Annotated in this window: 12 protein-coding genes and 1 pseudogene; 7 read left to right on the forward strand and 6 right to left on the reverse strand. The window is 72.3% G+C overall.

Features of this window, described 5'->3' with window-relative positions:
• The 4 genes and pseudogenes from D9R02_RS12070 to D9R02_RS04895 all read left to right on the forward strand — a co-directional run.
• Nucleotides 1-1,381 (forward strand): annotated as a pseudogene (locus D9R02_RS12070) (hypothetical protein); the annotation flags it as partial.
• Between the two features lie 9 nt (nucleotides 1,382-1,390).
• On the forward strand, nucleotides 1,391-2,011 hold the full coding sequence (locus D9R02_RS04885) for a Maf family protein (protein WP_121566455.1): 621 nt from the start codon (nucleotides 1,391-1,393) through the stop codon (nucleotides 2,009-2,011).
• Between the two features lie 122 nt (nucleotides 2,012-2,133).
• Complete coding sequence (locus D9R02_RS04890; protein ID WP_070636264.1) at nucleotides 2,134-3,945, forward strand: acetyl/propionyl/methylcrotonyl-CoA carboxylase subunit alpha; 1,812 nt, start codon at nucleotides 2,134-2,136, stop codon at nucleotides 3,943-3,945.
• 264 nt (nucleotides 3,946-4,209) lie between these two features.
• Nucleotides 4,210-5,622: an MFS transporter gene (locus D9R02_RS04895; protein ID WP_121566456.1), complete on the forward strand. Its 1,413-nt coding sequence runs from the start codon at nucleotides 4,210-4,212 to the stop codon at nucleotides 5,620-5,622.
• An 88-nt stretch (nucleotides 5,623-5,710) separates the two neighbouring features.
• Here D9R02_RS04895 and D9R02_RS04900 read toward each other — a convergent pair whose 3' ends face one another.
• Nucleotides 5,711-7,135 (reverse strand): NAD(P)H-quinone dehydrogenase, encoded by a 1,425-nt coding sequence (locus D9R02_RS04900; RefSeq protein ID WP_070636431.1) that lies wholly within the window; start codon nucleotides 7,133-7,135, stop codon nucleotides 5,711-5,713.
• A 75-nt stretch (nucleotides 7,136-7,210) separates the two neighbouring features.
• Here D9R02_RS04900 and D9R02_RS04905 point away from each other — a divergent pair, with 75 nt between their 5' ends.
• Both D9R02_RS04905 and D9R02_RS04910 read left to right on the forward strand, forming a co-directional pair.
• Complete coding sequence (locus tag D9R02_RS04905; protein ID WP_121566457.1) at nucleotides 7,211-8,023, forward strand: purine-nucleoside phosphorylase; 813 nt, start codon at nucleotides 7,211-7,213, stop codon at nucleotides 8,021-8,023.
• Between the two features lie 104 nt (nucleotides 8,024-8,127).
• Nucleotides 8,128-8,556: a hypothetical protein gene (locus D9R02_RS04910; protein ID WP_070636260.1), complete on the forward strand. Its 429-nt coding sequence runs from the start codon at nucleotides 8,128-8,130 to the stop codon at nucleotides 8,554-8,556.
• A 77-nt stretch (nucleotides 8,557-8,633) separates the two neighbouring features.
• On the opposite strand, the gene rfbD is transcribed toward D9R02_RS04910, so the two are convergent.
• The 3 genes from rfbD to mfd form a co-directional block, all read right to left on the reverse strand.
• On the reverse strand, nucleotides 8,634-10,052 hold the full coding sequence (rfbD, locus tag D9R02_RS04915; RefSeq protein WP_259463908.1) for a dTDP-4-dehydrorhamnose reductase: 1,419 nt from the start codon (nucleotides 10,050-10,052) through the stop codon (nucleotides 8,634-8,636).
• A 17-nt stretch (nucleotides 10,053-10,069) separates the two neighbouring features.
• Nucleotides 10,070-11,068 carry a dTDP-glucose 4,6-dehydratase gene (gene rfbB / locus D9R02_RS04920; protein WP_121566458.1) on the reverse strand — a complete coding sequence of 333 codons (999 nt, stop codon included), beginning with the start codon at nucleotides 11,066-11,068 and terminating at the stop codon, nucleotides 10,070-10,072.
• A gap of 75 nt (nucleotides 11,069-11,143) precedes the next feature.
• The gene (mfd, locus tag D9R02_RS04925; RefSeq protein WP_102613507.1) at nucleotides 11,144-14,929 is read right to left on the reverse strand and encodes a transcription-repair coupling factor; all 3,786 of its coding nucleotides are present in this window, start codon (nucleotides 14,927-14,929) and stop codon (nucleotides 11,144-11,146) included.
• A gap of 231 nt (nucleotides 14,930-15,160) precedes the next feature.
• On the opposite strand from mfd, the gene D9R02_RS04930 reads away from it, so the two are divergent.
• The gene (locus D9R02_RS04930) at nucleotides 15,161-16,000 is read left to right on the forward strand and encodes a uroporphyrinogen-III synthase (protein WP_070636252.1); all 840 of its coding nucleotides are present in this window, start codon (nucleotides 15,161-15,163) and stop codon (nucleotides 15,998-16,000) included.
• Here D9R02_RS04930 and D9R02_RS04935 read toward each other — a convergent pair.
• Together D9R02_RS04935 and D9R02_RS04940 are read right to left on the reverse strand one after the other, a co-directional pair.
• Entirely contained in the window at nucleotides 15,973-16,770 is a 798-nt protein-coding gene (locus D9R02_RS04935) for a sirohydrochlorin chelatase (RefSeq protein WP_102613505.1), read from the reverse strand. The genes D9R02_RS04930 and D9R02_RS04935 overlap by 28 nt on opposite strands.
• A 64-nt stretch (nucleotides 16,771-16,834) precedes the next feature.
• On the reverse strand, nucleotides 16,835-17,872 hold the full coding sequence (locus D9R02_RS04940) for a glycosyltransferase family 2 protein (protein ID WP_070636248.1): 1,038 nt from the start codon (nucleotides 17,870-17,872) through the stop codon (nucleotides 16,835-16,837).
• Between the last annotated feature and the right edge of the window lie 19 nt (nucleotides 17,873-17,891).

A 17,891-nucleotide genomic window follows, 5' to 3' on the forward strand; every position in this document is an offset into this window, starting at 1 on the left:
CGCCCCAGCCACCGCTCCCGTCCCCGCCGCCGCCCAGGATGCGGGCCGCAGCGGGGTGCACCACATCGTGGCGCCCGCCGGGTGCGCGGACCCCGCCGTCGCCATGGAGTCCCTCACCACCGCCGTGACGCTCGCGGGCATCGAGCGCCACCGGGGCCGTTCCCTGATGTTCCACGCGGCGGGTCTGGCGGACCCGGTGACGGGCGGCACGGCGGTGCTCGTGGCGGCGTCGGGAACCGGCAAGACCACGGCGGCGCGCAGGCTGGGTCGTGACCTGGGCTACGTGAGCGACGAGACCGTGTGCGTGGACCCCGCGGACCTCGGCATCGCGCCGTACCCCAAGCCGCTGTCGGTGGTGCGCGGCCCCGGCGAGCCCAAGGAGCAGGTCTCTCCCGACGATCTCGGCCTGCACCCCCTGCGCGGACCGGCAGCGCTGCGAGCGCTGCTGCTGCTCGAACGCGACCCCGCGCAGGAGCACCCGCACGTCACGGACCCCCTGCCCCTGGTGACCGCGCTGGCCACCCTGGTGCCCAACATCTCGGCTCTGCCCGCGCTGCCCCGCCCCCTGCGCACGCTCGTGCGCGCGATCGACGCGTGCGGCGGGGTCCGCGCCGTGCGCTATCGCGAGATCGACGACGTCGCCGCGCACGTCCACCGCCTCGCCACCGTTCCCGCCGTTCCCACCGAGCGGCCGCGTCCGCTGCGGGCGTGGGCCCCGGACCCGGCCGCCCCTGCGCGTCCCGGGCCGCACGACCCCGCCGCGACACCGGACTCCGCCGCCGGGTCGCCCCGCGGGGAGCCGACGGCGCACGGCGAGCGGGCGGCGTCGTCACCCGCTCCCCGTGCCCAGGCAGCCGCCCGCGAGCAGGCGTCCCGCGCCCCGGGCGGCGGCCACGTGGTGCCGGGCGAGCGAGCGGGCGGCGCGCATGCGGACGCGCACCCCGCCGAGACGCCCCCGGTGGCCCTCGGGCCGTGGGTCGAGGCCCTCGAGAACCCCGAGGACCCCTCCCAGCTGCTGGTGCTGCTGCCCGAACACCTGGTGGTGCTCGCCGGGATCGCCCCGGTGGTGTGGCACGTGTGCCGCGAGCACGGCCCGCAGGCCGCGGACTCGCTGCGCGAGATGCTGGACGCCGCGTGCGGTCCGCACCCCGAGTCCGCGCGGCTGACACGCGAGTGCGTGGGCGAGCTGCTCTCCCTGGGGGTGCTGCGGGAGGTCCCTGGGCCGGAAGAGTCGCCTTCCTCGACGGCCGCCGTCACGGCCGGCGTCCCCGGGCACGGGCATGCTGCCGGGGCCGAGGGACCCACCAGATCCTCGGTGGCCACCGCTGTCCCGTGCCCCGAGCCGTACCCTGCCCGGAACGCGCTGCCCGCCGCGCCGTAGAGTGGGCCCGTGGAACCTTCACTCATCCTCGCGTCCCAGTCCCCCGCCCGCGCCGGGCTGCTGAGCAAGGCCGGCATCCCGTTCGAAACCGTGGTCTCCCACGTGGACGAGGACGCCCTCGTGGCCGCCGAGGGGCCGCTGAGCCCCCGGGACACCGCGCTGCGCCTGGCCCGCGCCAAGGCCGAGGCCGTGGCCCAGTTGCCGGGCTCGGCTGGCGCGCTCGTGCTGGGGTGCGACTCCGTGTTCGAGCTGGACGGGCAGAGCTACGGCAAGCCGTACACCCCCGAGGTGGCGGTGGAGCGGATCGCGGGGATGAGCGGTCGCACCGGGACCCTGCACACCGGGCACTGGCTCGTGGACACGCGGCGCGATCCCGCCCTCGGGGAGGGTGCCACCGCCTCCGCGGACGTCCAGTTCGCCCACATGAGCGCCCAGGAGATCCGTGACTACGTGGCCACGGGGGAACCCCTGCAGGTGGCCGGGTCCTTCACCCTGGACGGGCGCGGGTCGGTGTTCGTGGAGCGCGTCACGGGAGACCCCAACGCCGTGATCGGGCTGAGCCTGTCCACGCTGCGGGAACTGCTGCGCGCGGTGGGGGTGTCGGCCACCTCCTGGTGGTCAGCGGCGTGACGAAGCGGACCGCACGGATTTGTAGGGGTTCCACAGCTGGCGTGACGGGTTGCCGCCACACTTAGGCGATCCCCCGGGACGGGCACTAATCTTTCGGCAGAGAGTCGACAAGGAGTTCACACGTGACAACCACCTCGCGGCAGCAAGAGGCCGCCACCGGCACCCGCCCCCTCACCAAGGTCCTCGTGGCCAACCGGGGGGAGATCGCGGTGCGCGTGATCCGTGCCGCCCGTGACGAGGGCATCACCTCGGTGGCCGTGTACGCGGACCCGGACCGGGACGCATTGCACGTGCGCATGGCGGACGAGGCCTACTCCCTGGGCGGCACCACCGCCGCGGACTCCTACCTGCGGATCGACAAGGTGCTCGACGCCGCACGGCGCTCGGGTGCCGACGCCGTCCACCCGGGCTACGGCTTCCTCTCCGAGAACGCGGAGTTCGCCGCCGCCGTGATCGACGCCGGCCTCACGTGGATCGGCCCGCCGCCCGCCGCGATCGCCCAGCTGGGTGACAAGGTCGCGGCCCGGCACATCGCCGAGAAGGTGAACGCGCCCCAGGTGCCCGGCACCGCGGACCCCGTCTCCTCCGCCCAGGAGGTTCTGGACTTCGCGGACCAGCACGGTCTGCCCATCGCGATCAAGGCGGCCTTCGGCGGCGGCGGTCGCGGCATCAAGGTGGTCCGCGAGCGGGACGCCATCCCCGAGCTCTACGAGTCCGCGGTGCGTGAGGCCACCGCCGCGTTCGGCCGCGGCGAGTGCTTCGTGGAGCGCTTCCTGGACGCTCCCCGCCACGTGGAGACCCAGTGCCTCGCGGACCAGTACGGCACCGTGGTCGTCGTCTCCACGCGGGACTGCTCGCTGCAGCGCCGCAACCAGAAGCTCGTGGAGGAGGCCCCCGCGCCGTTCCTGAGCGAGGAACAGAACCGGCGGCTCTACGAGTCCTCCAAGGCGATCCTTCGCGAGGCCAACTACCAGGGCGCCGGGACGTGCGAGTTCCTGGTGGGTCAGGACGGCACCATCTCCTTCCTGGAGGTCAACACGCGCCTGCAGGTGGAGCACCCCGTCTCCGAGGAGGTCTCGGGCCTGGACCTGGTGCGCGAGCAGTTCCGGATCGCCCGCGGCGAGGCCCTGGGCTACGAGGACCCCGAGGTGCGCGGGCACAGCATCGAGTTCCGCATCAACGGCGAGGACGCCGGGCGCAACTTCATGCCCTCCCCCGGCACCCTGACCACGTTCACGGTCCCCTCCGGACCGGGCGTCCGCGTGGACTCCGGTGTGGAGGCCGGCGAGACCGTGGGCGGGAACTTTGACTCCATGCTGGCCAAGCTCGTCGTCACCGGAGCCACCCGTACGCAGGCGCTCGAGCGTTCCCGCCGTGCCCTGCAGGAGATGACCGTCGAGGGCATGCCCACCGTGGTCCCGTTCCACCGCGCAGTAGTCTCCGATCCCGCCTTCGCCACCCCGGAGGGGACCCCCTTCACGGTGCACACCCGGTGGATCGAGACGGAGTTCGACAACAGCATCGAGCCGTTCGCCGCGTCCCCCGAGCCCGCCGCGGACGAGCCCGAGCGGCAGACCGTGGTGGTGGAGGTCGGCGGCAAGCGGCTGGAGGTCACCATGCCGCAGCTGCCCGGCACCGCCCGCTCCGCGGCGCCCGCCCAGGCCAAGCCCCGCAAGCAGCGCGGCGCCCGCGGCGGCACGGCCGCACGAGGCGCCTCCGGCGACGCCCTGACCTCCCCCATGCAGGGCACGATCGTGAAGATCGCCGCGTCCAACGGGGACGAGGTGGCCGAGGGCGACCTGATCGTGGTGCTCGAGGCCATGAAGATGGAGCAGCCGCTGACGGCCCACAAGGCCGGTGTGCTCAAGGACCTGGAGGTCTCCGAGGGGGACACGGTCTCTGCGGGCACCGTGCTGGCCACCATCGAGTCCTGAGTCCCCTCGCCCTCACGAGGCCCCGGTCCCCCGCGGACCGGGGCCTCGTGCGTTGCGCCGTTTCCTTGCGGACCGGGGCCTCGTGCGTTGCGCCGGACCCCCGACGACCGGAATCTCGTGCGGGGTACCGGTCGAGGCCCCCGGAACGGCCACCCGCAGGACGTCAACGGGATGTCTCACATGATGGACACCTGAATTCACCATGTGGTATCCGCGCCCCTATCTTGTAGTCATTCTTCGAACCGACTGCCGATGAGGAGCTCCATGTCCACGACCGCTTCCCCCGCGGGCCCCGGCTCGCCGTCCCTGAACCAGAGGGTGCCGCGCGGCCGCGTGATCCTGGCCTCCCTGGTGGGAACCACGATCGAGTTCTACGACTTCTACGTGTACGCCACGGCCGCCGTGGCCGTGTTCCCCGCCCTGTTCTTCACGGGCAACGACGACACCGCCAAGCTGCTGGCCTCGATGGCCACGTTCGCCGCGGCGTTCTTCGGCCGACCCATCGGCTCCGTGATCTTCGGGCACTTCGGGGACCGGATCGGCCGCAAGGCCACCCTGATCGGCGCCCTGCTGACCATGGGCATCGCCACGTTCCTGATCGGCGTGCTGCCCACGTACTACCAGATCGGCATCTGGGCGCCCCTGATCCTCACCATCCTGCGCTTCTGCCAGGGCGTGGGCCTGGGTGGCGAGTGGTCCGGCGCCTCGCTGCTGGCCACCGAGTACGCCGAGGAGGGCAAGCGGGCCCGCGCCGCCATGTGGCCCCAGCTGGGTGCGCCGTTCGGATTCATCCTGGCCAACGGCTTCTTCCTGCTGCTCACGGTGCTCATGCAGTTCGGCACCGCCGGTGAGGACCCGAGCACCAGCCACGCATTCCTGGTGTGGGGCTGGCGCATCCCGTTCCTGGCCTCGGTGGTCATGGTGCTGCTGGGCCTGTGGGTGCGCGTGAAGCTCGAGGAGACCCCCGTGTTCAAGCACGCGGAGAAGCAGGGGCAGAAGGTCACCGCCCCCGTGCTGGAGGTGTTCAAGACCTCGTGGGTGCAGATCGTCCAGGGCACGTTCATCATGCTGGCCACCTACGTGCTGTTCTACCTGATGACCGCGTGGATCCTCTCCTACGGCATCGGCAAGCCCGCCGCCGGTGGTCTGGGCATCCCCTACCGCACGTTCCTGGTGCTGCAGCTGCTCTCCGTGCTGCTGTTCGCGGCCATGGTCCCCGTCTCCGGCTGGCTCGCGGACCGCTTCGGACGCCGCTCGTCCCAGCTGGTGATCACGTCCCTGATCCTGGTCTTCGGGCTCACGTTCGGGATCGTCATGGCCCCGTCCCTCGTGGGCACGGGTGCCGAGGCCTCCCTGCCGCGCGTGCTGTTCTTCCTGACCGTGGGCATGACCCTGATGGGCCTCACGTTCGGCTCGATGTCCGCGATCCTGCCCGAGCTGTTCCCCACCAACGTGCGCTACACCGGCTCCGGGATCGCGTACAACGTGGCCTCGATCCTGGGCGCGGCCATCACGCCGTACATCGCCGTGATGCTCAACGCCAACTACGGAGTGGGCTCGGTGGGCCTGTACCTGTCCCTCGCGGCGCTCATCACGCTGGTGGCCCTGTGGTTCTCCCCCGAGACCCGCCACGTGGACATGAACACCGTGGGTGCCGCCCGGGTGGTCGTGGAGTAGCCCTCCCCCGCCCCGCGCACGACGACGCCGCGGTGACCTTCGCAGGAAGGGTCACCGCGGCGTCGTCGTACCGCCCCCGGGAGCCGGGTCAGCGGTGGACGTGCAGGCGGCGCGCGGCCTCCGCAATGGTCCCGGACAGGGACGGGTAGACCGCGAAGGTGTCCGAGAGGTCGTCCACGCCCAGGCGGTGGGTGACCGCGAGCGCGATCGGGAAGATCAGCTCCGAGGCGCGCGGGCCCACCACCACGCCGCCCATCACGGTGCCGCTGCCGCGGCGCGCGAAGATCTTCACGAAGCCGTCGTCCACGGCCATCATCTTGGCGCGCGGGTTGGTGGCCAGGTTCATGGTCATTCCGGTGAACATGGCGGGGTCCGCCTCCACGTCCTGCTGGGTGATGCCCACGGACGCGATCTCCGGGGACGTGAAGATGTTGGAGGCCACCTCGTCCGTACGCAGCGGGTGAACGGTGTCACCCAGGATGTGCGCGACGGCGATGCGGCCCTGCATGGCGGCCACGGAGGCGAGCGGCATGACGCCCGTGCAGTCGCCCGCGGCGTAGATGCCGGGGGCGGTGGTGCGGGAGACCGTGTCCACGCGGATGTGGCCGGACTCGGTCATGGCCACCCCTGCCTCCTCGAGACCCATGTCCGCGGTGTTGGGAATGGAGCCCACGGCCAGCAGGCAGTGCGTGCCGCGGATCTTGCGGCCGTCCGAGAGGGTGACCCGCACGCCGTCGCCGGTGTTCTCCACGGCGTCCGCGCGGGAGCGGGAGAGCACGCGCAGACCGCGGCGCTCGAACACGTTCTCGAGCACCTGGGCGGCGTCCTTGTCCGAGCCGGGCAGCACCTGCTCACGGGAGGAGACCAGGGTGACCTCGGAGCCCAGACCGTTGTAGGCGGAGGCGAACTCCGCACCGGTCACACCGGAGCCCACCACGATCAGCTTCTCCGGGATCTCGGTGAGCTGGTAGATCTGCTTCCAGTTGAAGATCCGCTCACCGTCCGGCTTGGCGGTGTCCAGCTCGCGCGGGTGGGCGCCCACGGACACGAGCACCACGTCCGCCTTCAGCTCGTAGGGCTCGTCGTCGCTGGGGTCCACCACCACGGTGTAGCGGTCCACGATCTTCCCGCGGCCGACCACCACCCGCACACCCACGCGCTCCAGGCCGCGCTTGATGTCCCGGGACTGCGTGGCCGCGAGGCGCAGCAGGCGCACGTTGACCTTGTCCAGGTCCACGCGCAGGTTGTTGAGCTCCTCCGTGGCGTCGAGGTCGTCGCCCACGTGCACACCCAGGTCACGGGCCGAGGCGAAACGGTTCATGGTGTCCGCGGACGCGATGAGCGTCTTGGACGGCACCACGTCCGTGAGCACGGCGGAGCCGCCCATGCCCTGCTCCTCCACCACGGTGACGTCCGCCCCGAGCGACGCCGCCACGAGGGCGGCCTCGTAGCCACCGGGGCCGCCGCCGATGATCACGAGCTTCTGGTCCGCGAATTCCCTCTGCACAGTCATGTCAGCCATGCGCCCCAGCCTACCGGGGCGCGCCCACACGCTGACGCGGCCGCCGTGCGTGCCTAGGATGGTGGCATGACTGACACCACGGCCCAGGAACCCTTCGAGCTCGCCCAGCAGGCCGCCGACGCCCTGCGGGAACGCACCGGCGTGGACCGGTACAAGATCGCCCTGACCCTCGGCTCCGGGTGGGGTGGAGCGGCGGACCTGCTCGGGGAGACCGTGTCCGAGGTCCCCGCACACGAGATCCCCGGCTTCTCCAAGCCCGCGCTCGAGGGCCACGGCGGCACGCTGCGCTCGATCCGCCTGGCGGACGGCTCCCACGCCCTGGTGATCGGCGCCCGCACCCACTTCTACGAGGGCAAGGGCGTGCGCGCCGTGTCCCACGGTGTTCGGACCGCGGCGGCCGCGGGCAGCGAGATCATGATCCTCACCAACGGCTGCGGCGGACTCAACCTTGACTGGGCTCCCGGAACCCCGGTCCTGATCCGCGACCACATCAACCTCACCGCGCGCTCCCCGCTGGAGGGAGCCACCTTCGTGGACCTCACGGACCTCTACTCCCAGCGGCTGCGGGACATCGCCCGCGCGGTGGACCCCTCCCTGGACGAGGGGGTCTACGCCCAGTTCCCCGGCCCGCACTACGAGACTCCGGCAGAGGTGCAGATGGCCAAGGTGCTCGGCGCGGACCTCGTGGGCATGTCCACCGCGCTGGAGGCCATCGCGGCACGCCACGCGGGCCTCGAGATCCTGGGGATGTCCCTGGTGACCAACGCGGCCGCCGGCATCAGCCCGGAGGCGCTGTCCCACGAGGAGGTCCTGGAGGCGGGCCGCGCCGCCGGGCCCCGCATCTCCCGGCTGCTCGCGGACATCGCCGGCAGGCTCTGAGCCACCGCATCCGGCGACGGAATGTCAGCAAGTCCGGGTGCCAGGCACTAGACTGGCTGCACGACAGTACTGGGCCCGCCACGGCGGTCTGAAAGGGTGAACTCATGGTCAGAAGATCGGAAGCCGAGTCCAACGCGCACCGTCCGCACACCGGGCGCACCACGGAGGACGGCAGCCACGCCGCGGACGCTCACGCCACCCGCACCACCACCGAGCGCCACGGCCGCCGCGCACCGCAGTACTCGGGCGAGGGCGAGATCGTGAAGAACGCGATCCTCTTCGGCGGCGGCATGGTCACCATCCTCGTGAGCCTGTGGCTGTTCAGCACCTACCCGGACAGCTGGTGGCTCTTCATGGTGGGCATCCTGGCCTACGGCCTGGCGCTCATGGTCCCCACCCTGTTCCTGAGCGGTGCCACCGCCAAGCACTCCACGGGTGGCACCGAGGTCACCCTGGACCTGCCGCGCAACGCGTCCGAGATGGCGCAGCGCGCCGTGGGTTCCGGCGAGCAGAAGCAGGACCGCGCCGTCTGACTCCGGCCCAGTACCGCAGAGAGCCCCGCCGCCTCCTCGTGAGGCAGCGGGGCTCTCTCGTGTCCGTCACCGTGCGGTCAGTCGTGGGTGGTGGAGAGAACCGACCGCACCACGGCCCGGCTGTCCCGGGGGGAGAACCCCGTGGCCTCCAGGCTGGTGGTGTCCAGGCAGCTGTTGGTCGGTCGGGGTGCGATGCCCACTTTCCCCGCCGTGTACTCGGCCGTCCCGACCGGCCGCACCCGTTCCGGGTCCGCCCCCAGTTCCTCGAACACCCAGCGGGCGATCTCCGCCCAGGTGCACGGTTCACCGGAGCCGGTGAGGTGGTAGGTGCCAGGCGCGGCGCCGCTGTCCACCAGGTGCAGGGCACCCTCCGCCAGATCGGCCGCCGCGGTCAGTCGACCGTGCTGGTCCGCGACCACCGCCGGGTCCACCCCGCGGCGCGCCAGGTCCGCCATGGTGGCCACGAAGTTCTTCCCCTGCCCGATCACCCAGCTGGTGCGGATCACGTAGTGCCGCGGGCAGGCGCGGACGGCGGTCTCCCCCGCGGCCTTCGACTGCCCGTACACGGACAGCGGCGCCACGGGATCCTCCGGGGCGTACGCCGAGCCCAGAGGCAGGGCGCCGTCGAACACGTAGTCCGTGGAGAAGTGCACCAGGGTGGTGCCGGCCCGGGCGCACGCCGCGGCGAGTGCTCCCACACCCGTGGCGTTGACCGCCCAGGCGGCCGCCCTGCCCTCGGTGCTCTCGGCCGCGTCCACTGCCGTGAAGGCGGCCGCGTTGACCACGGCGCGGTACCGGCGCAGGGCGTCCCCCGAGCTGATCTCCGCGGGCCAGGAGGCCGGGTCCGCGAGGTCCAGCTCCGAGCGCGTCCACGACGTGAACGGCAGCTCGCTCGCGGTCAGCAGCTCGGTGAGGGCGGCACCCACCTGGCCGCGGGCTCCCAGCACGAGGACGGGCGCGGGAGCCAGCGGGGCGACGTCGTCCAGCGCGGGGTGCGCGCGGTCCTTGTCCGAGAGCTCAGCCTGCGCGAGCGGCACGGGCCACTCGATGCCCAGCCGCGGGTCACCGAGGTTCACGAACGAGTACTCGGCGGTGGCGTCCGCGCGCCAGTGGTCCGTGACCAGGTAGGTGTAGGCGGTCGCCTCCTCGAGCGTCTGGAACGCGTTGCCCACGCCGCGCGGGACGAACACCGCGGTGCCCGAGGTGACCTCGTGCGTGACCACGGTGCCGAAGCCCGGCCCTTGGCGCAGGTCCACCCACGCGCCGAAGATCCGCCCGGTGGCCACCGAGACGTACTTGTCCCACGGCTCGGCGTGGATCCCGCGCGTGGTGCCGCGGGAGCCGTTGAAGGAGATGTTGTGCTGCACGAACGAGGCGTCCGGCAGGCCCGCGGCCACGGCCTTGGCGCGCTGCCAGTTCTCCTTGAACCAGCCGCGGTTGTCCCCGTGGACGGGCAGCTCCACGAGCAGCAGCCCGTCGATGGCGGTGGTGTGCACGGTGAGGTCCTGGGCGTTCACTGTCCGGCCTTCCGGTAGGCGGCTTCGGTGGCGGACTTCGCGGGTTCCCACCACTCGCGGTGCTCGGTGTACCACGCAATGGTGTCCGCGAGGCCCTCCGAGAAGTTGGTGTAGCAGGGTTTCCAGCCCAGTTCCTCGCGGGTGCGGGAGCCGTCGATCGCGTAGCGGCGGTCGTGCCCGGCGCGGTCCGTCACGTGCTCGAACGCGTCCTCGGGCTCTCCCATGAGCCGCAGGATCTCCCGCAGCACCGTGAGGTTGTCCCGTTCGCCGTCCGCGCCGACCAGGTACGTGCGGCCGGGAGTTCCGGACTCGAGGATGCGCAGCACCGCGGCGGAGTGGTCCGCCACGTGGATCCAGTCCCGCACGTTCTCCCCCGCGCCGTACAGCTTGGGCCGCTGCCCGGTGAGCACGTTGGTGATCTGGCGCGGGATGAACTTCTCCACGTGCTGGTACGGGCCGTAGTTGTTGGAGCAGTTGGACAGCGTGACCTCCACCCCGAACGAACGCGCCCACGCGCGCACCAGGTGGTCCGATGCCGCCTTGGTGGCCGAGTACGGGCTCGACGGCCGGTACGCAGTCTCCTCGGTGAAGCGCTGCGGGTCGTCCAGCGCCAGGTCCCCGAACACCTCGTCCGTGGACACGTGGTGGAACCGCGTCCCGTGCCGCCGGGCGGCCTCCAGCAGGGTGTAGGTCCCCACCACGTTGGTCTGCACGAACGGCCAAGGGTCCCGCAGGGAGTTGTCGTTGTGGGACTCGGCGGCGAGGTGCACCACGGCGTCCGCCGCGCCCACCAGGTCGTCGACGACGCCGGCGTCCGCGACGTCCCCCACCACCAGGTCGCAGCGGGCCGGGTCAGCGACCGCCAGGTTCTCGCGGTTGCCCGCGTAGCTGAGCTTGTCCAGCACCGTGACGGAGTGCTCCGTGTGCGCCAGCACGTGGTGCACGAAGTTGGCACCGATGAATCCGGCGCCGCCGGTCACGAGCAGATGTCCCATGACTGTTCATCCTAGGAGCCCCGAACGGAGGACGCGCGCAGCCGATGGGTCGCGGGGCCGAGGTCCCCGGGGCCGCTACCCCGCGGCGACGTCCGTGCCCGCAGTGGCGTCCGTGCCCGCGGCGGCGGGCTCGAGCACCGGGAAGATCGCGTCCAGCACCTCGCGGGCCCACGCGAGAATGTCCCCGTCCACGAGGTCCTTGCCGCCGATCCGCGCGGTCTTGGGCTTGGGGATCAGCACCATGCGCTCCTCCGTGCCCGGCACCGGACGGATCTGCGCTCCCGGGTAGAGGCGCGTGAGGCGCATCTCGCGGGACTCGCTGAGCTCGGCGGGTGAGAACCGGACCATGGTGCCCTGCGTGGCCACATCCGTGAGGCCCGCGGCGCGCGCCCGGATCCTCAGCCGGGCGACCTCCAGCAGGTTCTGCACCGGGGTGGGCAGGGGCCCGTAGCGGTCCTTCAGCTCGTTGCCCGCCTCCGCGACGGCGTCCTCCGTGGCGGCGTTCGCGATGGTGCGGTATGCCTCCAGACGCAGCCGCTCCCCGGGCACGTAGTCGTGCGGGAGGTGGGCGTTGACGGGCAGCTCGATCTTCATCTCCGCGGGTCCGGTGTCCTGGTCCCCGCGGTACTCCGCCACGGCCTCGCCCACGAGGCGCAGGTACATGTCGAAGCCCACGCCCGCGATGTGCCCGGACTGCTCACCGCCCAGCAGGTTGCCCGCGCCGCGGATCTCGAGGTCCTTCATGGCCAGCTGCATGCCCGAGCCCAGCTCGTTGTGTGCGGCCACGGCCTTGAGCCGCTCCAGGGCGGTCTCACTCAGGGGCTTCTCCGCGGGGTACAGGAAGTAGGCGTAGGCGCGCTCGCGCCCGCGACCCACACGGCCGCGCAGCTGGTGCAGCTGCGAGAGCCCGTAGCGGTCCGCGTGGTCCACGATCAGTGTGTTGGCGTTGGCGATGTCCAGACCGGTCTCCACGATGGTGGTGCACACCAGGACGTCGAACTTCTTCTCCCAGAAGTCCACGATGATCTGCTCCAGGCGGGACTCGGTCATCTGCCCGTGGGCCACCGCGATCCGCGCCTCGGGCACGAGCTCGGCGAGCTCCTTGGCCTGCGCCTCGATGGTCGAAACACGGTTGTGGATGAAGAACACCTGGCCCTCGCGCATGAGCTCGCGCCGGATGGCCGCGGAGACCTGCTTGTTCGTGTAGGGCCCCACGTACGTGAGCACGGGGTGGCGCTCCTCGGGCGGGGTGGCCAGCGTGGAGGTCTCCCGGATGCCCGTCATGGACATCTCCAGCGTTCGCGGGATGGGCGTGGCGGACATGGCCAGCACGTCCACGTCCGTGCGCATGGCCTTGAGCTTCTCCTTGTGCTCCACGCCGAAGCGCTGCTCCTCGTCGATGATCACGAGGCCCAGGTTCTTGAACTGCATCTCCTTGCTCAGCAGCCGGTGGGTGCCGATCACCACGTCCACCGCACCGCTGCGCAGCCCCTCCATGGTGGCCTTGGATTCCTTGGCCGTCTGGAACCGCGAGAGCGTGGCCAGGCGCACGGGGAAGCCCGAGAACCGCTCGGCGAACGTCTCGGAGTGCTGCTGCGCGAGCAGCGTGGTGGGCACGAGCACCGCCACCTGCTTGCCGTCCTGCACGGCCTTGAACGCGGCGCGCACCGCCACCTCGGTCTTGCCGTAGCCCACGTCCCCGGAGATCAGCCGGTCCATGGGGATGGGCCGCTCCATGTCCGCCTTGACCTCGTCGATGGTGGTGAGCTGGTCCGGGGTCTCGATGTACGGGAACGCCTGCTCCAGCTCGCGCTGCCACGGGGTGTCCGGGCCGAAGGCGTGGCCCTTGGACGCCATGCGCGCCGAGTACAGCCGGATCAGCTCGTTGGCAATCTCCTTGACGGCCTTCTTGGCGCTGCGCTTGGTCTTGTTCCAGTCCGCCCCGCCCATCTTGGACAGCGACGGCGCCTCCCCGCCCACGTAGGAGCTCACCTGGTCGAGCTGGTCCGTGGGCACGAACAGCCGGTCCTTGGGCCCGTTGCGCTTGGACGCCGCGTACTCCAGCACGAGGTACTCGCGCACCGGCTTCGGCTGGCCGGGTGCGGTCATGGCGCCCGCGATGGGCCGCTGCACGAGCTCGATGAACTGACCGATGCCGTGCTGCTCGTGCACCACGTAGTCGCCCTTCTGCAGGGCCAGGGGGTCCACCTGGTTGCGCTTGCGGCGCTGCGGGAGCTTGCGCTCGGCGCGGTTGTCGTAGGTGCTGGAGCGGCCCAGCACGTCCGCCTCGGTGAGCAGCGCGATCCGCTGCGCCTCGAGCACGAAACCCCGCCCGGCGCGCGCGGTGGTCAGCTCCACGAGGCCGGGCTGGGGCGCGTCGTCGATGCTGTCGTGGCGGGCGGCGGGGACGTCCGCGCTGTGCAGCAGCTCGCTCATCCGTTGCAGGGGACCGGGCCCGTCCGTGACGAGCACGATGCGCCAGTCCTCGCGCGCCCGCTCCCCCAGGAAGGACAGCACGGCCGGCACATCCCCCGAGAACCGGGTGGGCTCGCGCGCGGTCACGGTGAGGGTGTCCGCGTCCGTGTCCGCGAGGTGGACCTCCTCGTCGGAGGTGTCCGCGCTGATCTCGGAGGTGGTCACGGCGTTGACGTTCAGCCCGGTCACGGCCCACCAGCCCACCGAGCGCTCCAGGGCGAGCTCGCGCACCTCGGCGATCGTGTGGAACGAGCCGGAGGAGAGGGTGCGGGCGGCGCCGTCGTCCGTGTCCAGGGCCGCGTTGAGGTCCAGAGGCGCGTCGCTGCCGCCCGAGGCGGAGTCCCACGCGGCCATGAGGAACTCCTCGTTGGTGGCCACGAGGTCGTGGGCGCGCGCCCGGACCTTCTCGGGCTCGAGCACCACGGTCATGGAGCCCCCGGGCAGCAGGGACAGCACCTGCACCATCTCGTCCGCGAGCAGCGGGGCCAGGGACTCCATGCCCTCCACGTACTGCCCACCGGCAATCCGCTCGAGCATCTCCCGCCCGCCGGGCAGCTGGTCCTTGAGCTTGGCCGCGCGGGACTGCACGGACGGGGTGATGAGCAGCTCGCGGCACGGCGGGGCCACGATCACCGAGGGGTGCTCGGCAGTGGTCAGCGTGCGCTGGTCCGCCACCGCGAACCAGCGCATCTCGTCCAGCTCGTCCCCGAAGAACTCGGCCCGCACGGGATGGTCCTCGGTGGGCGGGAACACGTCGATGATCCCGCCGCGCACCGCGAACTCCCCGCGCCGGGTGACCATGTCCACGCGGGAGTAGGCGGCACCGGCCAGCTCCGCCACGAGCTGCTGGAAGTCGTAGTCCTGCCCGGTGCGCAGCGCCACGGGCTCCATCTGCCCGAGCCCCGCGACCACTGGCTGCAGCACCGAGCGCACCGGCGCCACGACCACGCGCAGCGGCTGCTCGGAGGGATCGGTGCGCTCCAGTCGGCGCAGCACGCTCAGCCGCTGCCCCACGGTGTCCGAGCGCGGGGACAGCCGCTCGTGCGGCAGGGTCTCCCAGGACGGGAAGTTCGCGATCTGCTCGCTCGGCAGGTAGGAGCCCAGCGCGGCCTGCAGCTCTTCGGCCTCACGGCCCGTGGCGGTCACGGCCAGCAGCACCGGGGGGTGGGCCCCCTCGGCGGAGGCGCCGGAGCTCCCGGGAGCCGACGCCGCGGCGTCGTCCGCGAGACCCGCCGCGATCTGCGCGAGCACGGGGGCGCGCAGCCCGTCCGTGGCGCTGATGATCGTCTCCGCGGAGCGCTCCGCGAGCGGGCGCGCGGCCTGGGTGCGGATGTTCGCGAAGCTGCGGTCCTCGGTGAGCGCGGTGAGCAGACCGGTCAGGGACATGGGTGGCGGGCTCCTGGTGTGTGGGGCGGGTGGCGCGGCGGCGCGCGGTCTGACCCGGCGCGGGGCACGACGACGCCGGGCGGGGCCTGGCCCCGACCCTCGCCGTGGTGCACGGGCCGGGCGGATCGCGCCCCAGCCTACTCGGGGCCTCGGACACCGCGGGCGCCGGGCCGGGACCGCGGAGGCCCGAGGGGTGCGTGCGGCGTCGGCGTCCCCTCCTACCCTGGGAGCATGACGAGCCCCGAGCACCCCGCCCTGACCGGACTGACCGTGGCGGTCACCGCCCACCGCCGCGCCTCGGAGCAGGGCGGGGCGTTCGAACGCCATGGCGCGCGGGTGCGCTACGCGCCGGCCCTGAAGCTCACGCCCGCGGACGAGGACGACGGCGTGCTGGCCGCCACCCGGGACCTGATCGCCTCCGCCCCGGGCACCGTGCTGGTCACCACGGGCTACGGGCTCAAGCGCTGGCTCGCCGTGGCACAGGAGCACGGACTGGGCGAGGAGCTGCTCGCGGCGCTGCGGGCCTCCACCGTGCTCTCACGCGGGGCGAAGGCCACGGGGCAGCTGCGGGCGAGCGGAATCCCGTGCGCGTACACGGGCTCCTCGGGACGCACCGCGGAGCTCGTGGACCGGCTGCTCGCCGGGGATCCCGCACCCCGCGGCACCGTGACGGTGCAGGTGCACGGCACCCCGGACGAGGAGCAGCTGGACCGGTTGCGCGCCGCGGGTCTGCCCGTGCGCACCGTGGCACCGTACCGGTGGGACTCCGCCGACGAGGGCTCACGGCTCGCCGCACTCGTGCGGGACGCGGTCGTGGGGCGCGTGGACTACGTGACCTTCACGGCAGCCCCGGCCGTGGACGCGGTCTTCGACGCCGCCCGCGCCCTCGGCGTGCTCGAGGACCTCCAGCGGGCCCTGCGGGACGGGCGCTGCACCGCCGTGGCCATCGGGCCCGTGTGCGTGCAGCCGCTCGAGGAGGCCGGAATCCCCGCTGTGGTCCCGGAGCGCTTCCGGCTCGGGGCCATGGTCAGGGCCGTGTGCGATCACGCCTTGGAGGCGGCCTCCCGGTAGTGCTCGAGCACCAGCTCCACGAGCTCCGGGGGCACCTCGCCGGGGTGCACGAGCAGCGGTTCGGCCGTGACGTCCGCTCCCGCGGCGAGCGCCCGGCCGTGGAAGAACCCGGGGGCCAGCAGGTACGGGACCAGCAGCACGCGCCCAGGACGCGCGGGAGCGGCATCCGTGCGGGGCGACCCTGCGGCGTCGTCCCCCGGGTTTGCACGGCCACGGGCCGCCGCGAGCGCATCGGGCAGGGACGGGCGGGCCGCGGAGAGGTAGGCCGAGGACACGGGGTGGCCGAGCACCTCGGAGAGCATGGCCGCCACCCGTTCGCAGTCCTGACCGGCGCGGGGGTCGGAGGAGCCTGCGGAGACCATCACGATCTCGTCGACCGGTTCCGGGGCCGCTTCCCCAGCGGCGTCGAGTGCCTCGGCCAGCCGGCGGGCCAGCACGCGCGCGAGCCGGTGGTCGGGTCCGAGGGCCGCGGCCACCCTGTGGTGCGGTGAGCCCTGCACGGCCCGGGCCATGTCCACGAACACGTGGTAGCCCGCGGACAGCAGCAACGGAACGACCACGGCGCGCTGCCCGGCGTGCTCGGCGGTGCGCGCCACGAGGTCCGGCTCCTGGACGTCCACCCACGTGTCCACCACGCCGACTCCCGGAAGCCGTTCGCGCACCGCGGCCACGAGGGCCGCGACCGCCTGCTGCCCACCGGGATCACGGGTCCCGTGGGCGCACGCGAGAAGGACGGGCGGGGTGTTCGACGAGGTGCTCACCCTGTCCATTGTGGGGCCCCGCTCCGTTGCGTGCGGCCGGGCACCGCACGAGGGGTCTGCTGCCACACGCCGGTCAGCGCCGCATGGCGTCCGTGTACCCCACGCTGCGGTCCACGGCCCGCTGGCGACGCACGAGCCACCGCATCCCGCCCGGGACGCGGGCGATCTTCGCCTTGAGCACCACGCGTCGCTGGCTCGGCATCATCTGCGCGGCCGTCTCCAGGTGACGCCGCGCGTCTGCCGCACGGCCCTCGCGCAGGGCCTGCTCCGCCTCCGACGCCGCCGCGAGCGGGGATCCGTTGCGCAGGCGGGTGAGCAGCTTCTCGCGTTCCTCGGGGCTGAGCTGCTGCTCGAAGCGGGCCAGCGTCTTGCGCAGCGCCATCTCCTCACCCGCCGCCATGCGGTCACGCTGGGACTGCATGGAGCCCCCGGACCACGAGAGGATCACGGTGACCTCGTCCACGCGGTCGAAGCGCCACCCGGAGTAGACGGCCCGCAGCCACAGCTCCCAGTCCTCCACGAAGACCTGCTCCGGGTCGAACACCCCCACCTCGCGGAAGAACTCCCGGGGGAACAGCCCGAAGAGGTGGCCGATGTTGTACTCCAGGATCACGCTGCGCTGCTCGTCCGGCGCCGGCATGGCCTCGCGGTACACCACACGCTCCGCGTTGATCCCGGAGGGTGTGCACTGCCACGCGTTGGTGTAGACCACGGTGCGCTCCCGCCCGGGCTCCTCCCCCAGCTGCCGGTAGCGGCGCAGCATTGTCTCCAGGTGGTGGGGCAGCAGCTCGTCGTCCGCGTCCAGGAACGTCACGAACTCGCCCCGCACCTGCTCCAGCGCCCGGTTGCGGGCCGCCCCGCACCCGGCGTTCTCCTGCCGCAGCACGCGCACGCGGCGGCCCGGGCGGTCCACCGCCTGGTACCCCGCGAGGACCTCCGGCGTGCGGTCGGTGGAGCCGTCGTCCACCACGAACACCTCGATGTTCGAGTGGGTCTGGCGCAGCACGCTGCTGATGGCCTGCCCCACCAGGTCCTGGCCGTTGTACACCGCGATCACCACGCTCACGAGCGGTTCCGCCGCGGCTGCCGCCCCCGCGCCCTGGTCCGTCATCTCTCCCCCGTCGATCGTC

Origin of the sequence: Kocuria rhizophila, assembly GCF_003667225.1 — a bacterium.
Classification (GTDB): domain Bacteria; phylum Actinomycetota; class Actinomycetes; order Actinomycetales; family Micrococcaceae; genus Kocuria; species Kocuria rhizophila.